This window comes from Oribacterium sp. FC2011, from assembly GCF_000701645.1.
Taxonomy (GTDB): Bacteria; Bacillota; Clostridia; order Lachnospirales; family Lachnospiraceae; genus Oribacterium.
Window position 1 is genome coordinate 158,987 of record NZ_JNJM01000007.1, and the last position, 15,581, is coordinate 174,567.

Sequence of the window (15,581 nt, forward strand, 5' to 3'; positions counted from 1 at the left end):
AGCAGAGAGCAGAGAGCAGAGAGCAGAGAGCAGAGAGCAGAGAGCAGAGAGCAGAGAGCAGAGAGCAGAGGCTAACTGCGCTCTTTTAGCGTCCTGCGGGGCGCTTGAAACTGCATATTACATTCGTGATGGATAACCGTCGGATTTGACGGGGTTACTATACCCTGTCAGGTTCGGCGGTTTTTGTTATACAAGAGTTTTATGAAGGAGGAAATACACATGAAACAGAGAACAGGAAGAAAGCTGATTGGCTTTTTGTTCGCGCTGGCGCTGGTGCTGGGGCTGATGGCGGGGATGAGCCTGACGGCGTATGCTGCAAGTTCTGTCACATATTTGGACTGGAATGGAAGCTCGCTTGTGGAAGAGACCTGCACGGATTATATTGCGGTAAGCGGCGGCAGTGGTCAAAGTTGGGGAACAGCAGGTTCTGAAACCTGGTATGTTGTTGAGAATGATGTGGAGATAAAGAATCTAAGTGGCACATCTCCAATAACTCTTAATGGTCCTGTACATTTAATTATTTGTGATGGGAAAAAACTGACGATTAATTCTTCGGATGATGCGTCAGCGACCGCCTTCTCTTGTGGGGGCAATTCTTTGACGATTCATGGACAATCTGGTAAGACGGGAACATTTAAAATTCAAAGTGCTGGAAACGGAATTTATTTAGGTATGAATGGACATGAGCCATTGACTATTTATGGTGTGAACGGAGAAGTGTCTACTTCAACAAGTAATTATAAGGCAGCACTGTCAGATCAAGCGCTTGTCACGGTCATAGAGGGCGAGCTGAAATTAAAAGCAACTGAAAGTGGCTCGGCCGGAGCCGCAGGCCAAAACAAAATTTATGTCGGAGATCAGACTGTTGTTTATGCGAGTAATGATGGAATGCCTGTGGTCGGCTCTGATACCCCACTTCCAATAACAGAAAGTGGTGACGATAAATATGTGAATCCGGGTGGTAAAAAAAATGTTTTGATCACATTCAAGCCACACACCCATGACTTCACTTACTCTGCCAGCGACGCGACCATCAAGGCGGCCTGCACGGAGGAAGGCTGCAACCTGTCCCCGAGCACGCAAGGCGGTTCTGACCACGCAGTAACACTGACCATCGCCGCGCCGGAGGATTTGTTTGCAAGCAGCCAGTCTCATACGGCAAGGCTTACGGGCCTGGATGATTTTAATACTGCGACAGGGAAGTCGGTTGCTGTTGATAACATAAAATACTATAGCGCAACGCGTGCGGATGATGGGGCATACAGCAAGACAAGCGAGACGCCCCTTGCTTCCGCACCAAATGATAAGGGAGACTACATAGCGGAGATCACGCTGTCCGGCGTAAAGACCGCGTCTTCCGCCAGCGCCGATGTGACGGCCTCGGTCGGCTACAGCCTTGTGGAGAGCTACAAAATCTGGATTGCCAACGAGCTGATCACCAGCGGCAATCTGTCCGGCACAGGATGGAGCTATGCGGCGGATACCAATACGCTTACGCTGGACGGTTTCTCGAGCACGGTATGCCATGCCGGCGATATGCACACTGCAATTCTTTACTACGTAGGCCAGTCGGAACTAAAAATCCAATTTACCGGAACCAATACCCTGAATGCTTCCGATACGACAAATGGCGGCAGCGGAATCTATTCGAATTCCGGCAAAATCATACTTGAAGGAAGCGGAACGCTGGATTTAAAGGGCAAAAGCACAGATAACTGCGCGGGCGTATTCATGAACAGCTCTGCCGAATTGATCATCAACAAAGGAACAATAACAGCGGAGGGATATAACGGCTTCTCCGGCAAAACCACGATCAACGGCGGCGATGTTACCGCGACAGTAACCGGAACTGCGGCAGCAGCCTTGAATGGTAATCTGACAAATGCTATTCCGGGAAAAGGCTGGAAGGATTCTGCGCTGTCAAATCCTCCCGTGGAAATTGCAATTTCGGATACAGAACGCTATATGTGGGGTTACTACAAGGTGCACTTCCTCCCGGCAGCTACGTTAACAACTGAACCGACAGGAAAGGATCTGACTTATACCGGTTCGGAGCAGGAACTTATCACACCGGGTGTTATAGGTGAGGGCGCAACGAGTATTCTCTATGCTTTCGGAACTGATAGCGAAACTGTGCCGGAATCTGGATGGGATTCTTATATTCCGAAAGCGACAAATCCGGGAATTAACTATGTATGGTACAAAGTTAAGGGCGATGAAACTCATTCTGACAGTGAACCTGTATGTATAACAGTTACAATAGGTGAAGCGATAAAGCTTGTATTTGATTCAAATGGTGGCACCGGTACTATGGAAGATCAGATCGTAACAAAGAATCAGTTAACTAAGGTTAATTCCAATAGATTTACAAAAGATAGATATATTTTCACAGGTTGGAATACCAAGGCTGACGGAACAGGCGTATCATATGAAGACAAATCCGAAATATCGGTAGAGGCTACAACTACACTTTATGCTCAGTGGGAGGAGTCCAAGGATCACAATCATCTTCCGCTGAAAGAGGTTAATGCAGCAGATCCTACGTGTGAGGAAGAAGGAAATAAGCATTATTATGAGTGTGAAATCTGTGGAAAGATTTTTGAAGATACGGTTGGACAGGTTGAGCTCACAAAGGATGAAGTGATAATCAAGGCTATAGGTCATAAGTGGGATGATGGCGTTGTTACAAAGGAAGCTACCTACGATGAGACCGGAATCAAAACCTTTACCTGTGAGAATGATTCTTCACATACCAAGGAGGAAGAGATTCCGAGGAAGACTAAAGAGGAAGAGATTCCGAGGAAGACTAAATCTGAAGATAACAGTAAAAAACATGACAGCAGCAGTGAAAGTAGTGGCAGCAGCGGAAGTTCATCAAACAAATCTTCATCTTCAGGCAGTGCAGAGATTCAGGCAAAGGTTGATCAGATTAACGATGCAACCTCCGGTATTCCTGAGAACCATCAGGTTGAGACAGGCGTACCTGCCAGCGATGTTGGCGGAAGATGGGGAAGCAATGCAAATGCTGACACCTGGACTTATACAAAGTCAGATGGAACTCTCGCTAAGAGTGAGTGGATGAGCCTTGACTATAATGGCCTCAGATACTGGTACTACTTCAATGAAGATGGAAATATGCTTACCAACTGGTTTGATTACAACGGTGAGAGATTCTATCTGATGCCTCAGAAAGATGGCTGGCGCGGAAGAATGGCAACCGGCTGGAAGAATATCGACAATAAGTGGTACTACTTTGATATCGTACCCGGATCAACACAGGGAAAACTTTATCGTGGAACAATAACACCTGACGGACATGTAGTCGGTGCTGATGGTGCATGGAACGGAGTTGGTGAGACACCTGTTGGACAGGAGTAAGGAGGATATGATGAAAAGAAAATTGTACAAAGGACTAGGTATGTTAGTTATGGCAGGCTTCCTTGTTACTGCTGTAGGAAAAAATGTCAATGCCACTGAGAATCAGGCTAATGAGAATACAGTGAGCGGCTCTGAGCAGGATCAGAATGATTCAGGTAATGATAAAAACGACAGCTCAGAAGGAAATGACTCATCTGATGATAAGGACACCAATGCCACAGGCAATGATAATACAAAAGGTGGAACAGGTACCGATGAATCTGATGATAAGTCTACATCTGACAAGAACACAGATGATAAATCTGATGAAGTAGGTAACGGATCATCTGATGATTCAAAAGATGCAGATAATACAAAGGACAAAGATATATCCGAAGATGATAAGACTTCCGATTCCGATGATGACGAAGATTCAGTAAAAGCAGATGAAAACAAAACCGATGATACCGATTCGGAATCATCTGATGATGACAAACCCTCAGATACCGATAATGATGAAGAAAACAGTGATAAAGCTGACTCAGATGCAGATAAAACTGATGAGGAAACAGGAGAGTCTGTAGAATCAACAGAAGACCTGGAGGAGACATTGGCAGAAGATGAAACTGTTGCCGAAACCGAGGCGGTTCTGGAAGAGACTGTACCTGAGGAGACGACAGCTCCGGTAGAGACATTGGCCCAGGAAGAATTAAAGAAAACCGAGTATCTCACCATGGAAGATATCGCAGGCCTTTGGAGCATCGATGATATCACATCATATCGATTCAAGAAGAACGGAACAGGTGCACTGGTACTTCCGGAGCACAGCTACAGTTTCGATTACAAGCTTGATGAGGATATCCTTGAGATTGATTTTGAAAAGAAGAACCTAAGGGATTCAACATTTAAAGTATCTGTTGTGGACGGAGTTATGAATCTGCAGTGTCTTGATGAGTATTTCGAGAATGAATACGAGCTGCAAAAGGAAGCAGATTGACTGGAAGATGCAATGATGTTAATATACTAATTGAAAAGAAGTGCTACCGGTAGACGGTTAGCTCTTTAAGTAAACAGTTACAAAAAATAACCGCTTAGCTTGTGAGACTGGGGCGGTTATTTTTTTGCTATCTTATAAACAAGACCAATGATTGCAACTATCAAAATCCCGAATTGGAATAAATCAGAAAAACTAACCATGGTGCCCTCCTTTCTGGAGGGTCTTACAAAGCCCTCCGTATAGAGAGCTAACCGCCTACCGTTTAATACTGGTAGCACGGTATAAATTTTAGCAAACATACATTCGGGAGTCAATCGCGATTATTATGTTATGGAATCAATATTATATAGAGCATAACGATAGTGAAACTGAAGAACAGATTATGGAAAAGAGATATTGGGCATTTTATAATCCTCTATATAATATTACCTAAGGAGGACAGCAATGCGTAAAATTCTAATGATCGGCACCGGGGGCACTATTGCCTGCAAACAGACTGAAGATGGATTAACACCGGGACTTACGCCCGAGGATATTCTTGCTTATATTCCGGCAGTAAAAGATGTGTGCGAAGTTGAAGTTGTTCAGGTTCTTAACATTGACAGTACCAACATGACCCCTGAACACTGGAAAAAGATTGTTAAGGCCATCGAAGATAATTATGAAAAATACGATGGGTTCGTGATCTGTCACGGAACGGACACTCTCGCTTATACAGCGGCAGCTCTCAGCTATATGATTCAGGATTCCGAGAAGCCCATAGTTATTACGGGTTCACAGAAGCCTATCAACATGGACATAACGGATGCCAAGACAAACCTTCTGGACTCATTCATTTATGCTGCCGACGAAGAATCAAGGAATGTCTCAATCGTGTTTGACGGCAAAGTCATTTGCGGAACCAGAGCGAAAAAAGAAAGAGCAAAGAGTTACAATGCTTTTTCAAGCATCAATTTCCCTTACCTTGCGGTGATACAGGACGGTATGCTGATCCGTTACATAAAGGAAACTCCAAATGATAAACCTGTGAAGTTTTATTATGAGATGTCAGACAGAATATGCCTCTTAAAACTGTTCCCCGGAATCAAGAGCGACGTCCTCAGCTATATTTTTGAAAACTACGATGTGATAGTTTTGGAGAGCTTTGGTGTGGGAGGAATTCCTGAAACTCTGATGGAAACCTTTTACAAGGAAATGGACCGGTTCAGTGATGCTGACAAGCTGGTGGTCATGACTACCCAGGTGGCGAATGAAGGCAGTAATATGACCGTTTATGAAGTCGGCCGCAAAGTGAAGCATGATTTCCATATGATCGAGGCTTATGATATGACACTTGAAGCCACCATCACAAAGCTCATGTGGATAAAAGGTATGGGATGCAGCAAAAAAGAACTTCGCGAACTGTTCTATACCGAGATCAACCGGGATATGCTTTTTGCAAACAGGAAACAGAAAAGCCGTTGATAAGGAATTTAATCAACAGCATCCTCTTTTGAGGAACTCTGCAGTTTCTTTTCAGAAGTAAACTCTGCATAATATAATTAAAGATATTCTATATTGAGTGGAAAGGAACTAAAAAGCTCAAATAATAGCAATGTTATAAAGATGAGGAATATATATACCGGGAGGTTTTCATGGTTTTACTGGTAAATGCGTGTGTACGTGGTGAATCAAGAACAAGGAAGCTTGCGGAGAAACTGCTTGAAGAAATCGGCGGAGACCGGGTGGAGGTCAGACTGGAGGATGTGGTTTTTCCAAAGACGGATGAAGCATTTTTAAAGAAAAGAGACAGTCTGATAGCCACGCGGCAATTTGGGGATGATTACTTTTCTTTGGCAAAACAGTTTGCGGCAGCAGACACTATTGTTATAGCTGCCCCCTACTGGGATCTGTCGTTCCCTGCTGCGCTTAAGCAGTATATAGAACACATAAATGTTCTGGGGATTACATTTGAATATACTCCCGAAGGAATTCCAAAGGGGCTTTGCAAAGCGAAGAAGCTTTATTATGTCATGACTGTAGGTGGAACTTTTGTGCCGGAAGAATACGGATTTGGATATATAAAAGCCCTTGCACAAAACTTCTATGGAATCAAAGAAGTGGAGCTCATCAAGGCAGTGGGACTTGATATAGTCGGGGCGGATGTTGATGGGATCATGAAGGAAGCAGTCAAAACAATATAAAATAATTATTAGCCGGATTCGGTGGATATAAATGAGGAAATATGAGTATTATACATAAGATATATAAGTCACAAATTAATCATTATACTCTTAAAAAGATTACAGGAGTTATTCTGGCAGCATCTTTGGTCATCACCATGGCGGGTTGTGAGGCAACGTCTGTCCCTGAACCAAATCCTATACCTGAGTCTGTTTCCGAAGAAACGACTGCAGCTGAAAATAAAGAGACTGTTCCTGGAATCGAAGAAACTACCCACGATACTGAAGAAGTAAAAAGACAGGCTGTAGAACAGGATGAGAATGGGTACCCTTATCTTTCCGAAGAGGTGGATGAGGAATATCAAAACGATCTTTTCAAAGAGGGCAACAGTTATCTTGATTATAAGGTAGAAAGAACAGGGACAGTTAAGGCGCTTAGAGCAGACACAGCTGTGCTTAAGCATGAAACCAGCGGAGCTACATTATACCTTATCAGAAATGATGATAAGGAGCTGGGCTTTGATATAAGCTACCGGGTTCCGCAGCTTAACAATGCCGACATACCGCACATTTTCGAACACTCTATACTTGCGGCTTCGGATAAATATCCGGCCACGGATCTTTTCTTCGATATGTCAAATACTACCTACAATACTTTTACCAATGCTTTCACCTACAATACATGTACTTCATATCCGTTCAGTACTCTGAGTCAGGGGCAGTTTATAAAGCTTCTGGATGGATATATGAGCTGTATGACTTCTCCAAAGGTCCTTGAAAATGAAAATTATTTTAAACGTGAAGCACTAAGGTATCAGCTATATGACATCGATGATCCTATAACACTCAGTGGAGTAGTTTTTTCAGAAGATATGGGAGGGATGACAAGCGGACAGGATATCTCCTGTTATGCAGTAAATGAAAGTTTATATCCGGACTCGATAATGAGTTATGCCAATGGAAGATGCTATACAGATCTTGAAAACCTGAACTATAGTAATCTGCACGAAGTATATAATTCATATTACAGATTTGATAATTCATTGATGATTCTTTACGGAGATATGGATTATAAGGCTGTACTTGAATATCTGGACCGGGAATATCTTTCAAAGTACCCTGAAAAAGAAGAACCTGTAAATATCCCGGAAATTGTTGTTCCTGATGGTTATGTAGAAACCGAATATGACATTCCGGTTTATGAGGATGATACTTCAGGCAGTCAGAACAGTATAACGTATGCTTTTGATCTTTCCGGGTTCACTCCGGAAGAAGAACGCGAACTACTTGTATTCACGGCTCTCATGATGGATTCTTCTTCTGTTTTTATGAAAGCACTAAGAGAAGAAGGACTTCAGTGGAATACGTTTTCGACGTTGTCTCCTTATAATGCATGGTATCCTGTGTATCAGGTGATGGTTTACACCCAGGGAGAGGATATTGACAAAAACGTAATAAAGAAAATTTTTGATGATAGTCTTTTGGAGGTTTCTGAAAATGGATTTCCAAAGGAAATCTATGATGTTGTAATAAAAGAAAGAGAACTGCAGGATGCTTTTGAAAGAGAGAAGGTTACATTCATAGATACTCTTTCTGAGGCAATCGCAGTACCCTGGACAAGAACCGGAGATCCAATGGTCATGGAAACAGATGAAGCAGCCTTTGAAAAACTCATTCAGGATCCTGATCAGACCAGGGTAAAAGGACTTGCAAAGAAGCTTATGGAGGTGGACCGCAAGGCACTGATTTACTGTAAAGAAAAGCCGGGGCTTGCAGAAAAGAAAGAGCAGGAAATAGAGGATTATTTAAAGAACTTAAAAGCTGATATGTCGGAATCGGAGCTTCTTAAACTGATAGAAGATACCAGGGATTTCGATGAATGGAATGAGGAAAATGTAACGAACAAGAATATTGTGATCAATGCTTCCGATTTGCCTGAGCCGGTAAAATATGATACTCCTGAGATTACAAATCTCGGAGAGTGTACCGTGGCAGCAGTTCCCATCGAACAGGAAGATATATATAGCGTCAGCCTTTTTTACGATACCTCAACCCTTAAGCAGGAAGAACTTTTTGACCTCGTGCTGTATTTAAATCTTTTGGGCAATGTTTCCACAACAGAAAGATCAAAGGAGGAATTTGACCGGGAAAGCAACCTGAATGGAAGCATAAGCACAGGCCTGTCCGGAACAGATTTTAAAGAGCCTTTCGACAGATTGTATCTGGAAGTATCATTAGGCGGATTCACAAAGGATTTCAGCAATAATCTCAGTCTCATGGAGGAGATGCTGACAAAATCCGATTATAAAATGGAGGAAGTACAGGAAATAGTACAAATACTTAAAAATAATAGTGATCCTTCCAATATCAGTGCTAATAAAGCAGCAGTAACCCTTGCAAGGGCTCTTTCCGGCACAAGCACGGGCTTTGAATATTACATAATGAAAGGTATGCATGATTATCTTACCGGAATTGAAACCGCACTTTCGGAGAATGATGGCGCGATTGAAGAATTGGCAGAAAGAATGAAAAATATCCGGGATAAGATATGGCATAGTGATCATATGATCATGGGAATAGCTGCCTCACCGGAGGGTATCGCTGAAATAAAAAGTGAATGCGGGAAACTTATAGACAGTATGCCATCGGGAACAGGTGATGATTACCGTGAGTCTTATGATTATGGCATTCCTGATGAAAAACGGGTAGGTATCATTGTAAGCAGTCCTTTGCAGTCTATGTGCGGCGGGTATATCCTGGAGGATTCTGAGTTCAAGGGCAGATACCTTCCGTTTTTGGAGGCGCTTAATGACAGATACATTATTCCTGAAATGAGATATAGAAACGGTGCATATGGCGCAGATGTCAACTACAGAATTGAAAAAAGAGTAGTTAGTATAGGTACCTCAAGTGATCCTAACTGTAAAACAACGCTGGAGGTTTTGGATGAAGCTCCATCCGCTCTGAGGGAAATGAGTCTTACAGGGGAGGATATTGATACGTACACCGTTTCCGCTTTCAACAATGTTATAAAACCTATGGGTGATATCAGCCGTGCAGAGTCAGGCATTTATACCTTTTTTGCAGGAAATAATCCGGATTATCTGATAAAAATTGCTGAAGATATGAAAAAGGCAACACTCGAAGACCGGAATGGTGCGGCTGATGTAATGGAAAAGGTTGTCGGGGACGGATACTTTGTGATGGCCGGAAACAAGGCAAAACTTGAAGAGGATAAAGACTGTTTCGACAAGGTATTCTCCTTGAGTGAATGACAGAGATGAGTTATCCATAGGGGAAGGTTCCTGCGATTGAGAACCTTCTTCTGTGGATTTTTGCATTTGCTGAATAACAAGGTTTTAAAAATTAAATAATTTGAGATATAATTAAAGGCATGATTGTGCAGCAGAAATATGTTTAATAAAGGCTGAGACATTGTATGAGCATGGAAAAAATAAACGAGAAAATCAATTATGATCACCTTACCGGTTTTCCTGATATGAACCGGTTCTTTGAGCTTGCTGAGGATTTTTTTGAGTCTAATGCAGGCTGCGGTATAGGTTCGGCCATGCTTTTCATGGATCTCTGCGGAATGAAGGCATTTAACCAGAGATATGGGTACACAGAAGGTGACAGACTCATCAGAGAAGTTGCAAATCTTCTTGTGAAATACTTTGGTAAAGAAGGCTGCTGCCGTACTACTGCCGATCATTTTACTGTCTATACTTATTCGAAAGATCTTGGAAACAGGCTCTGGGAGTTTGTTAAGGAATTCAGGACTGTAAACGATGGCAGGACATTACCGGTCAGAATAGGTGTATATGATTTCAAACAGGGACGGGTTGGAGCAGCTACAGCTACAGACAGATCAAAAATAGCGTGTGACAGCTGCGGAAATATATTTGAATCTACCGTGCGCTTTTTTGATGCAAAAATGCTGAAAAAGTTTGAGGATAGATCATATGTCTTTGAGAACCTGGACATAGCTATGGCGGAGGGATGGATAAAGGTGCATTATCAGCCCATTATCAGAACCTCCAATGGCAGGGTGTGTAATGAAGAAGCACTGGTAAGGTGGACAGATCCGGAAAAAGGTAATTTTGCTCCAACGAAGATCATTTCCATTCTGAATGAAGCTAAAATTGCGTATAAACTGGACCTGTTTGTTCTGGATGAAGTACTGAAGAAATTAAAAAGACAGTCTGAGGAAGGCTTATATGTTGTTCCAAACTCCATAAATCTCTCGGGAACAGATTTTTATTCCTGCGATATCGTTGAGGAAATAAGGAAAAGGGTTGATGACTCGGGAGTTGACCGTGGCAACATAGTGATCGAAATAACAGAGAGTGTAATCCTTGATGATAAGGATTATATGATGGCACAGATAGAGCGATTCAGAAAGCTTGGATTTTCAGTATGGCTGGATGATTTCGGAAAAGCAAATTCTTCGACAAATATATTGCAGCAAATTCATTTTGACGTTATCAAGCTTGACGAGACCTTCATCAGTAAGATTGAAAATAATGAACGAAGCAAGATAATCATCACAGAACTTGTAAGACTTGCAAGCGGACTTGGCAGTGAGACTGTTGCCGAAGGTGTTGAGACAGTGGAACAGGCTGAATTTCTTGACGAAATCGGATGTACAAGACTGCAGGGGTATTATTTCTGTGATGTAGTAACTATTGAACAAATATTCAGGAGATATAAAGAAGGAAAACAGATTGGTTTTGAAAATCCAAAGGAGTCGGAATACTATTCTGCATTGGGCAAGGTCAATCTTTATGACATGTCTTTTTCCTCATTTGAAGGGGCTGAAAAGCTTGGCAGCTATTTTAATACCATGCCGATGTTCATAATCGAAGTCTCTGATGAAGGCACGAAACTGGCCAGAGGAAATAAATCTTTCAGGGATTATACCAATGTTCATCACCCCGGAATGCTGAGTAAAAGGTTCATATCGAAGGCAGAGATTAAAGAAAATATTGGCTCTGATTTTCTAAATGCCATGGAACAGTGCAGTGTCGATGGAAAGCCGATCATAGTAGATGTAAGGGAAAATGATAACGGCGTAGCACATCTTTTCATACGAAGGATAGCAACAAATCCCGAGACCGGAGTGGTTGCTTTGGCCATAGTTATCCTCAGCTATATTGATAATGACTTAGAGTTAAAGCATAAGGAAGCGCTGGAACGCATTGAGCAGGAGAGAAAGACCTACAGCAGGATTACTGCGCTATCCGGAAACTACATATGCATTTATACTGTGGATCCTGTGACAGATCATTATGTACAGTTTGTTCTGGATGACAGGTTTAATGAAGTGGGACTTTCCGGCGAAGGTGATGACTTCTACAATCAGGTAACAGAAAAAGGTAAAGAGCTCGTTCATGTTGAAGATAAGAGCATGTTCCTGTTGAGTTGTACCAAAGATAATATAATAGATGAAATAGAAAGCAAGGGTGTCTTTGTTCTGAGGATCCGTCTGATATTTAACGGAGAGCCCAGGTTCACCTGTATAAGAGCCGCAAAGATTGAGGAAAAGGATGGTCCTCAGATAATTGTGGGAATAATAGACGAGCATGAGCAGGTAAAAAAAGAAATGGAATATGCCCGAAAGCTTAATGCTGCAAGGAGTATTGCAAATATTGATGCTCTTACCGGGGTTAAAAACAAGCATGCATATATCGAAGCTGAGGTGCAGCTGGATGACCGATTAAGAAATAATGAGGATTTGGAGTTCGCCCTGGTCGTATTTGATCTTAACGGACTTAAGGAGATCAATGATAAATTCGGACACCAGGCAGGAGACAGATATATAAAAGAAGGCTGCAGTCAGATTTGTAAGATTTTCCAGCACAGCCCTGTATACAGGATTGGCGGCGATGAATTTGTCGTGATTGCCACGAATCATGATTATCACAATCTTGATGCACTTAGTGCTAATTTTTCTGCATTGAATGAAAAAAATATGGAATACGGAGGAGTTGTGATCGCCATGGGAGCTGCAAGATATAATGGCGAAAACAAAGTGTCCGAAGTATTCAAAAAAGCAGATGACCTCATGTATGAAAACAAGAAATACCTGAAGGAAAGTGAATGATAAACAGGGGAGTCCATAGTTGAGCAGGGAACGGCTTTCATGGATAAAAGCCGTTCCCTGCTGATTTTAAATCCATCGGAGATAGTTCATCTTCGGCTGGAATCGTCCCCCGATGGCTTGCGATTGAGAACAATCCCGTAGCTTCTAAGTTCACTCTTCTAAAATAAATTTTTCGATGACTTCGGCAACACCGTCATCATCATTGGTGTCGGTAATGTAGTCGGCGCGGTACCTCAGAGCGTCCTGGGCATTTTCCATGGCGACACCTAGTCCGGCGAAATCTATCATGGTGATATCATTTAAGCCGTCACCGCAGGCGATGAGCTCCTCGCGTTGAAGGCCAAGCTTATCAAGCAGCTTCTTAAGGGAGGCAGCTTTTTCTATGCCGTTGGGAACTATCTCGAGGAAATAGGTTTCCGAGAAGAAGACATTGATCTTATCTCCGTACTCCTCCTTTATCATTAACTGAATTTCCCTGAGATGTGAATAGTTACCTACGCAAAGGAATTTGCATACCGGACCGTCAAGGGCAGCGCAAAGATCCGGAACCTGCATGAGGGGCACACGGTTTATCTTTGCCTCAAGCTGAGCGTAGGGGTTTTGGTCATCAAGAGTGACTATGCCATTTTTGGTGTATGTCAGGATCGTCACATCATAAAACAACTTCCCATAGTCTATGATGTCCGGATAAAATTCTTCCGGTAATGTTGTCTGCATGAAGGTTTCACCGGTGCGTCCGTCCACGATATGGGCACCGTTGAAGGCCAGCATATATCCGCCTGTCTCTTTCAGGTTCACCATCTCGGCCACCGGCAGGATCCCGACCAATGGTCGGCCGGAAGCCAGCACTATATGCACTCCTTTATCCGCAGCCTTTTTCAATGCTTCCTTATTTCGTTCTGAAACTTCCTTTTGGGAATTGGTAAGTGTTCCGTCCAGGTCCAGAGCTATCATTTTATATTTCATAAAAACTCCATTCTGCCGCCTTTTGGCAGCAGCACAAATAGTGATGAAAAGCGTTTATCAACCTATTTTGTTCGTAATTCATCCATGCTGTATCAATCTTTTAATTAAAACGTTTTTGGGATAACACTTATTTTAAATGATAAAGCTATTGTCTGTTTAATACAACCCTGCTTCAGGTATTTTATCTGGGTTTTGAGAAACAGCTGCCTATAATAATCTGGTAATAGGTTAAATCTTATATCATTTGTTGAACTATCATTCTAATTAACTCAACACTAAAAATCTTATGATGCAAAGAGCTGAAGCAAACTTAAAAAACAGCAATGGACTAAAAAGGAAGGGTACACCGAGCCTCTTCCTTTTTTTGATAATATTTTAATCTGCCGCCTTGAGTGATACGAAGATAATCAGGACTGCCGGCAAGTGATACTTTTATCCATTCGATTTCAGAAAGCTTTTTATATTATCCATTGACCTCTTTTCCAGATCCTTGAAAACAGCTTTTTCATCTTCGGATAGCCCATGATATCTAAGGTTGTCAAAGTCTTTTAAGGCCTCATCAAGCTGCTCCTCTATACGTTTTGCATCATCCAAAACATAATAGGCACGGTATCTCTCTGAGAAAGAGGCATTAGCTTCATCCTGGGCAGGACGGATACTTTTTATAAAATACCTTGATTTCAATTTCTGAAGAGAAGTGACAACCGTAATGAGCGGAAGCTTTGTATAATCGACGACCATCATTTCAGTTACAGGATTAGCAGCCTGATGCATGTATAGAAGTATCCTGAGATCCTCAGTCTTCAGATCATTCTGTATAGATATGGGCTTAAGATAGTACTCAAGAAGCTTATCCCTGTAGTAATTGTCGGAAAAAACAGTGTCGCATTCATCCGGATGATACTGCACTGATACTGTCTCTGTTCCAAGCTTTTTAGAAATGGGAGTACCGGGGATGACAAAGTCATCCTTTGCAAAATCAATCAGGAATCCCGCAATTTGAGCCCTTCTGAGATCATATTCCTCCTCATCGAAAACATTTCTGTAGAATCTGTCATAGTACTGCATTACATTGGTCTTCATGTTGACTATCTTCGTCAGATTCATGTTTTGCGAAACTAAAGATCCCTCAGTCTTTACATAATAGTATATGGGAGACTTGACCACTGCGATGCGCTCGGCATGAAGCAGATACTCCATATTGAAAATGAAATCCTCGCAATAACTGAGCTCCGCATCCATTCTGAGTTTATAGCGGTCAAGCAGTTCCTTTTTGTAGAACTTATTCCAGATGACACCATAGTAGTAGTCTGCGGGGTTCGATAGCATGTAATCCGCATAGTCTTTCCTTGATAGGATACGATCAGTGTCAATGTCTCCTTTTTGCGACAGGTGTTCCCCCACAACGCGGTAAAAATCCGCGATAACCATGTCTGCATCCGCTGCTTCTATAGCCCGGACGAAAAGCTTTGTGGCATCAGGAGTGATCCAATCATCTGCATCCAGAAACTGTAGGTATGCTCCGGTTGCCATATCTATGGCCATATTTCTTGTATCGGAAACTCCGGAGTTTTTTTTATGTACGGCTCTAACTCTGGCGTCCTTTTCTGCATACTCATCTATGATGGAAGGAGAGGAGTCTTTACTTCCGTCATCCATGAGGAGCAGTTCGAAATCTTTATATTCCTGGTTGAGAATACTGTCTATACATTTTCTGAGAGCTTTTTCAGCGTTATATACAGGGATGATTATACTTACTTTGGGCATTTTAAACCTCCACGATTATCTCTATTTCGCTCTTTTCTCATTGAGCGATGATGCCAGATAAGAAAGACTATTGGTCCTACAATTAAAAGGATGATCCATGGAACCGTAATATACCAGTATGCAACAAGTATTATCCACACCCACATCATGTCGTATCGGAGCGCATCGAATCCGTAGTACCATTTGGCGGGTGGGATGAAGATGCTTAGTTCAGGGACGCCAACGAAAG

The 15,581-nt window shown here is 42.3% G+C and carries 8 protein-coding genes; 6 read left to right on the forward strand and 2 right to left on the reverse strand.

The features are described from left to right. Nucleotides 1–219 precede the first annotated feature (219 nt). The 6 genes from T357_RS20165 to T357_RS0107575 all read left to right on the forward strand — a co-directional run bounded on the left by T357_RS20165 (nucleotide 220) and on the right by T357_RS0107575 (nucleotide 12,619). Nucleotides 220–3,378 carry an InlB B-repeat-containing protein gene (locus T357_RS20165; protein ID WP_049962337.1) on the forward strand — a complete coding sequence of 1,053 codons (3,159 nt, stop codon included), beginning with the start codon at nucleotides 220–222 and terminating at the stop codon, nucleotides 3,376–3,378. A gap of 10 nt (nucleotides 3,379–3,388) precedes the next feature. Next, complete coding sequence (locus tag T357_RS20170) at nucleotides 3,389–4,354, forward strand: DUF5640 domain-containing protein (protein WP_031550494.1); 966 nt, start codon at nucleotides 3,389–3,391, stop codon at nucleotides 4,352–4,354. Nucleotides 4,355–4,798: 444 nt separating this feature from the next. Continuing rightward, the gene (locus T357_RS0107560) at nucleotides 4,799–5,818 is read left to right on the forward strand and encodes an asparaginase (protein ID WP_031550497.1); all 1,020 of its coding nucleotides are present in this window, start codon (nucleotides 4,799–4,801) and stop codon (nucleotides 5,816–5,818) included. A 170-nt stretch (nucleotides 5,819–5,988) separates the two neighbouring features. Next, nucleotides 5,989–6,537: an NAD(P)H-dependent oxidoreductase gene (locus T357_RS0107565; RefSeq protein WP_031550500.1), complete on the forward strand. Its 549-nt coding sequence runs from the start codon at nucleotides 5,989–5,991 to the stop codon at nucleotides 6,535–6,537. A 41-nt stretch (nucleotides 6,538–6,578) separates the two neighbouring features. Further along, a complete protein-coding gene (locus T357_RS0107570) occupies nucleotides 6,579–9,791 on the forward strand; it encodes an insulinase family protein (RefSeq protein WP_031550503.1) in 3,213 nt (1,070 codons plus the stop codon). A gap of 164 nt (nucleotides 9,792–9,955) precedes the next feature. Then, the gene (locus T357_RS0107575; protein ID WP_031550506.1) at nucleotides 9,956–12,619 is read left to right on the forward strand and encodes a sensor domain-containing diguanylate cyclase; all 2,664 of its coding nucleotides are present in this window, start codon (nucleotides 9,956–9,958) and stop codon (nucleotides 12,617–12,619) included. Nucleotides 12,620–12,769: 150 nt separating this feature from the next. Here the strand turns inward: T357_RS0107575 and T357_RS0107580 are convergent, their stop codons facing one another. Both T357_RS0107580 and T357_RS0107585 read right to left on the reverse strand, forming a co-directional pair. After that, nucleotides 12,770–13,585 (reverse strand): Cof-type HAD-IIB family hydrolase, encoded by an 816-nt coding sequence (locus tag T357_RS0107580; RefSeq protein WP_031550509.1) that lies wholly within the window; start codon nucleotides 13,583–13,585, stop codon nucleotides 12,770–12,772. A gap of 432 nt (nucleotides 13,586–14,017) precedes the next feature. Further along, nucleotides 14,018–15,352: a glycosyltransferase family 2 protein gene (locus tag T357_RS0107585; RefSeq protein ID WP_031550512.1), complete on the reverse strand. Its 1,335-nt coding sequence runs from the start codon at nucleotides 15,350–15,352 to the stop codon at nucleotides 14,018–14,020. Nucleotides 15,353–15,581: the final 229 nt, after the last annotated feature.

What these genes read in the sequence shown, in the direction of transcription:
- T357_RS20165 (WP_049962337.1), top strand. Translation starts at nt 220, where the DNA reads ATGAAACAGAGAACAGGAAGAAAGCTGATTGGCTTTTTGTTCGCGCTG.
- T357_RS0107570 (WP_031550503.1), top strand. Translation starts at nt 6,579, where the DNA reads ATGAGTATTATACATAAGATATATAAGTCACAAATTAATCATTATACT.
- T357_RS0107560 (WP_031550497.1), top strand. Translation starts at nt 4,799, where the DNA reads ATGCGTAAAATTCTAATGATCGGCACCGGGGGCACTATTGCCTGCAAA.
- T357_RS0107565 (WP_031550500.1), top strand. Translation starts at nt 5,989, where the DNA reads ATGGTTTTACTGGTAAATGCGTGTGTACGTGGTGAATCAAGAACAAGG.
- T357_RS20170 (WP_031550494.1), top strand. Translation starts at nt 3,389, where the DNA reads ATGAAAAGAAAATTGTACAAAGGACTAGGTATGTTAGTTATGGCAGGC.
- T357_RS0107575 (WP_031550506.1), top strand. Translation starts at nt 9,956, where the DNA reads ATGAGCATGGAAAAAATAAACGAGAAAATCAATTATGATCACCTTACC.
- T357_RS0107580 (WP_031550509.1), bottom strand. Translation starts at nt 13,585, where the DNA reads ATGAAATATAAAATGATAGCTCTGGACCTGGACGGAACACTTACCAAT.
- T357_RS0107585 (WP_031550512.1), bottom strand. Translation starts at nt 15,352, where the DNA reads ATGCCCAAAGTAAGTATAATCATCCCTGTATATAACGCTGAAAAAGCT.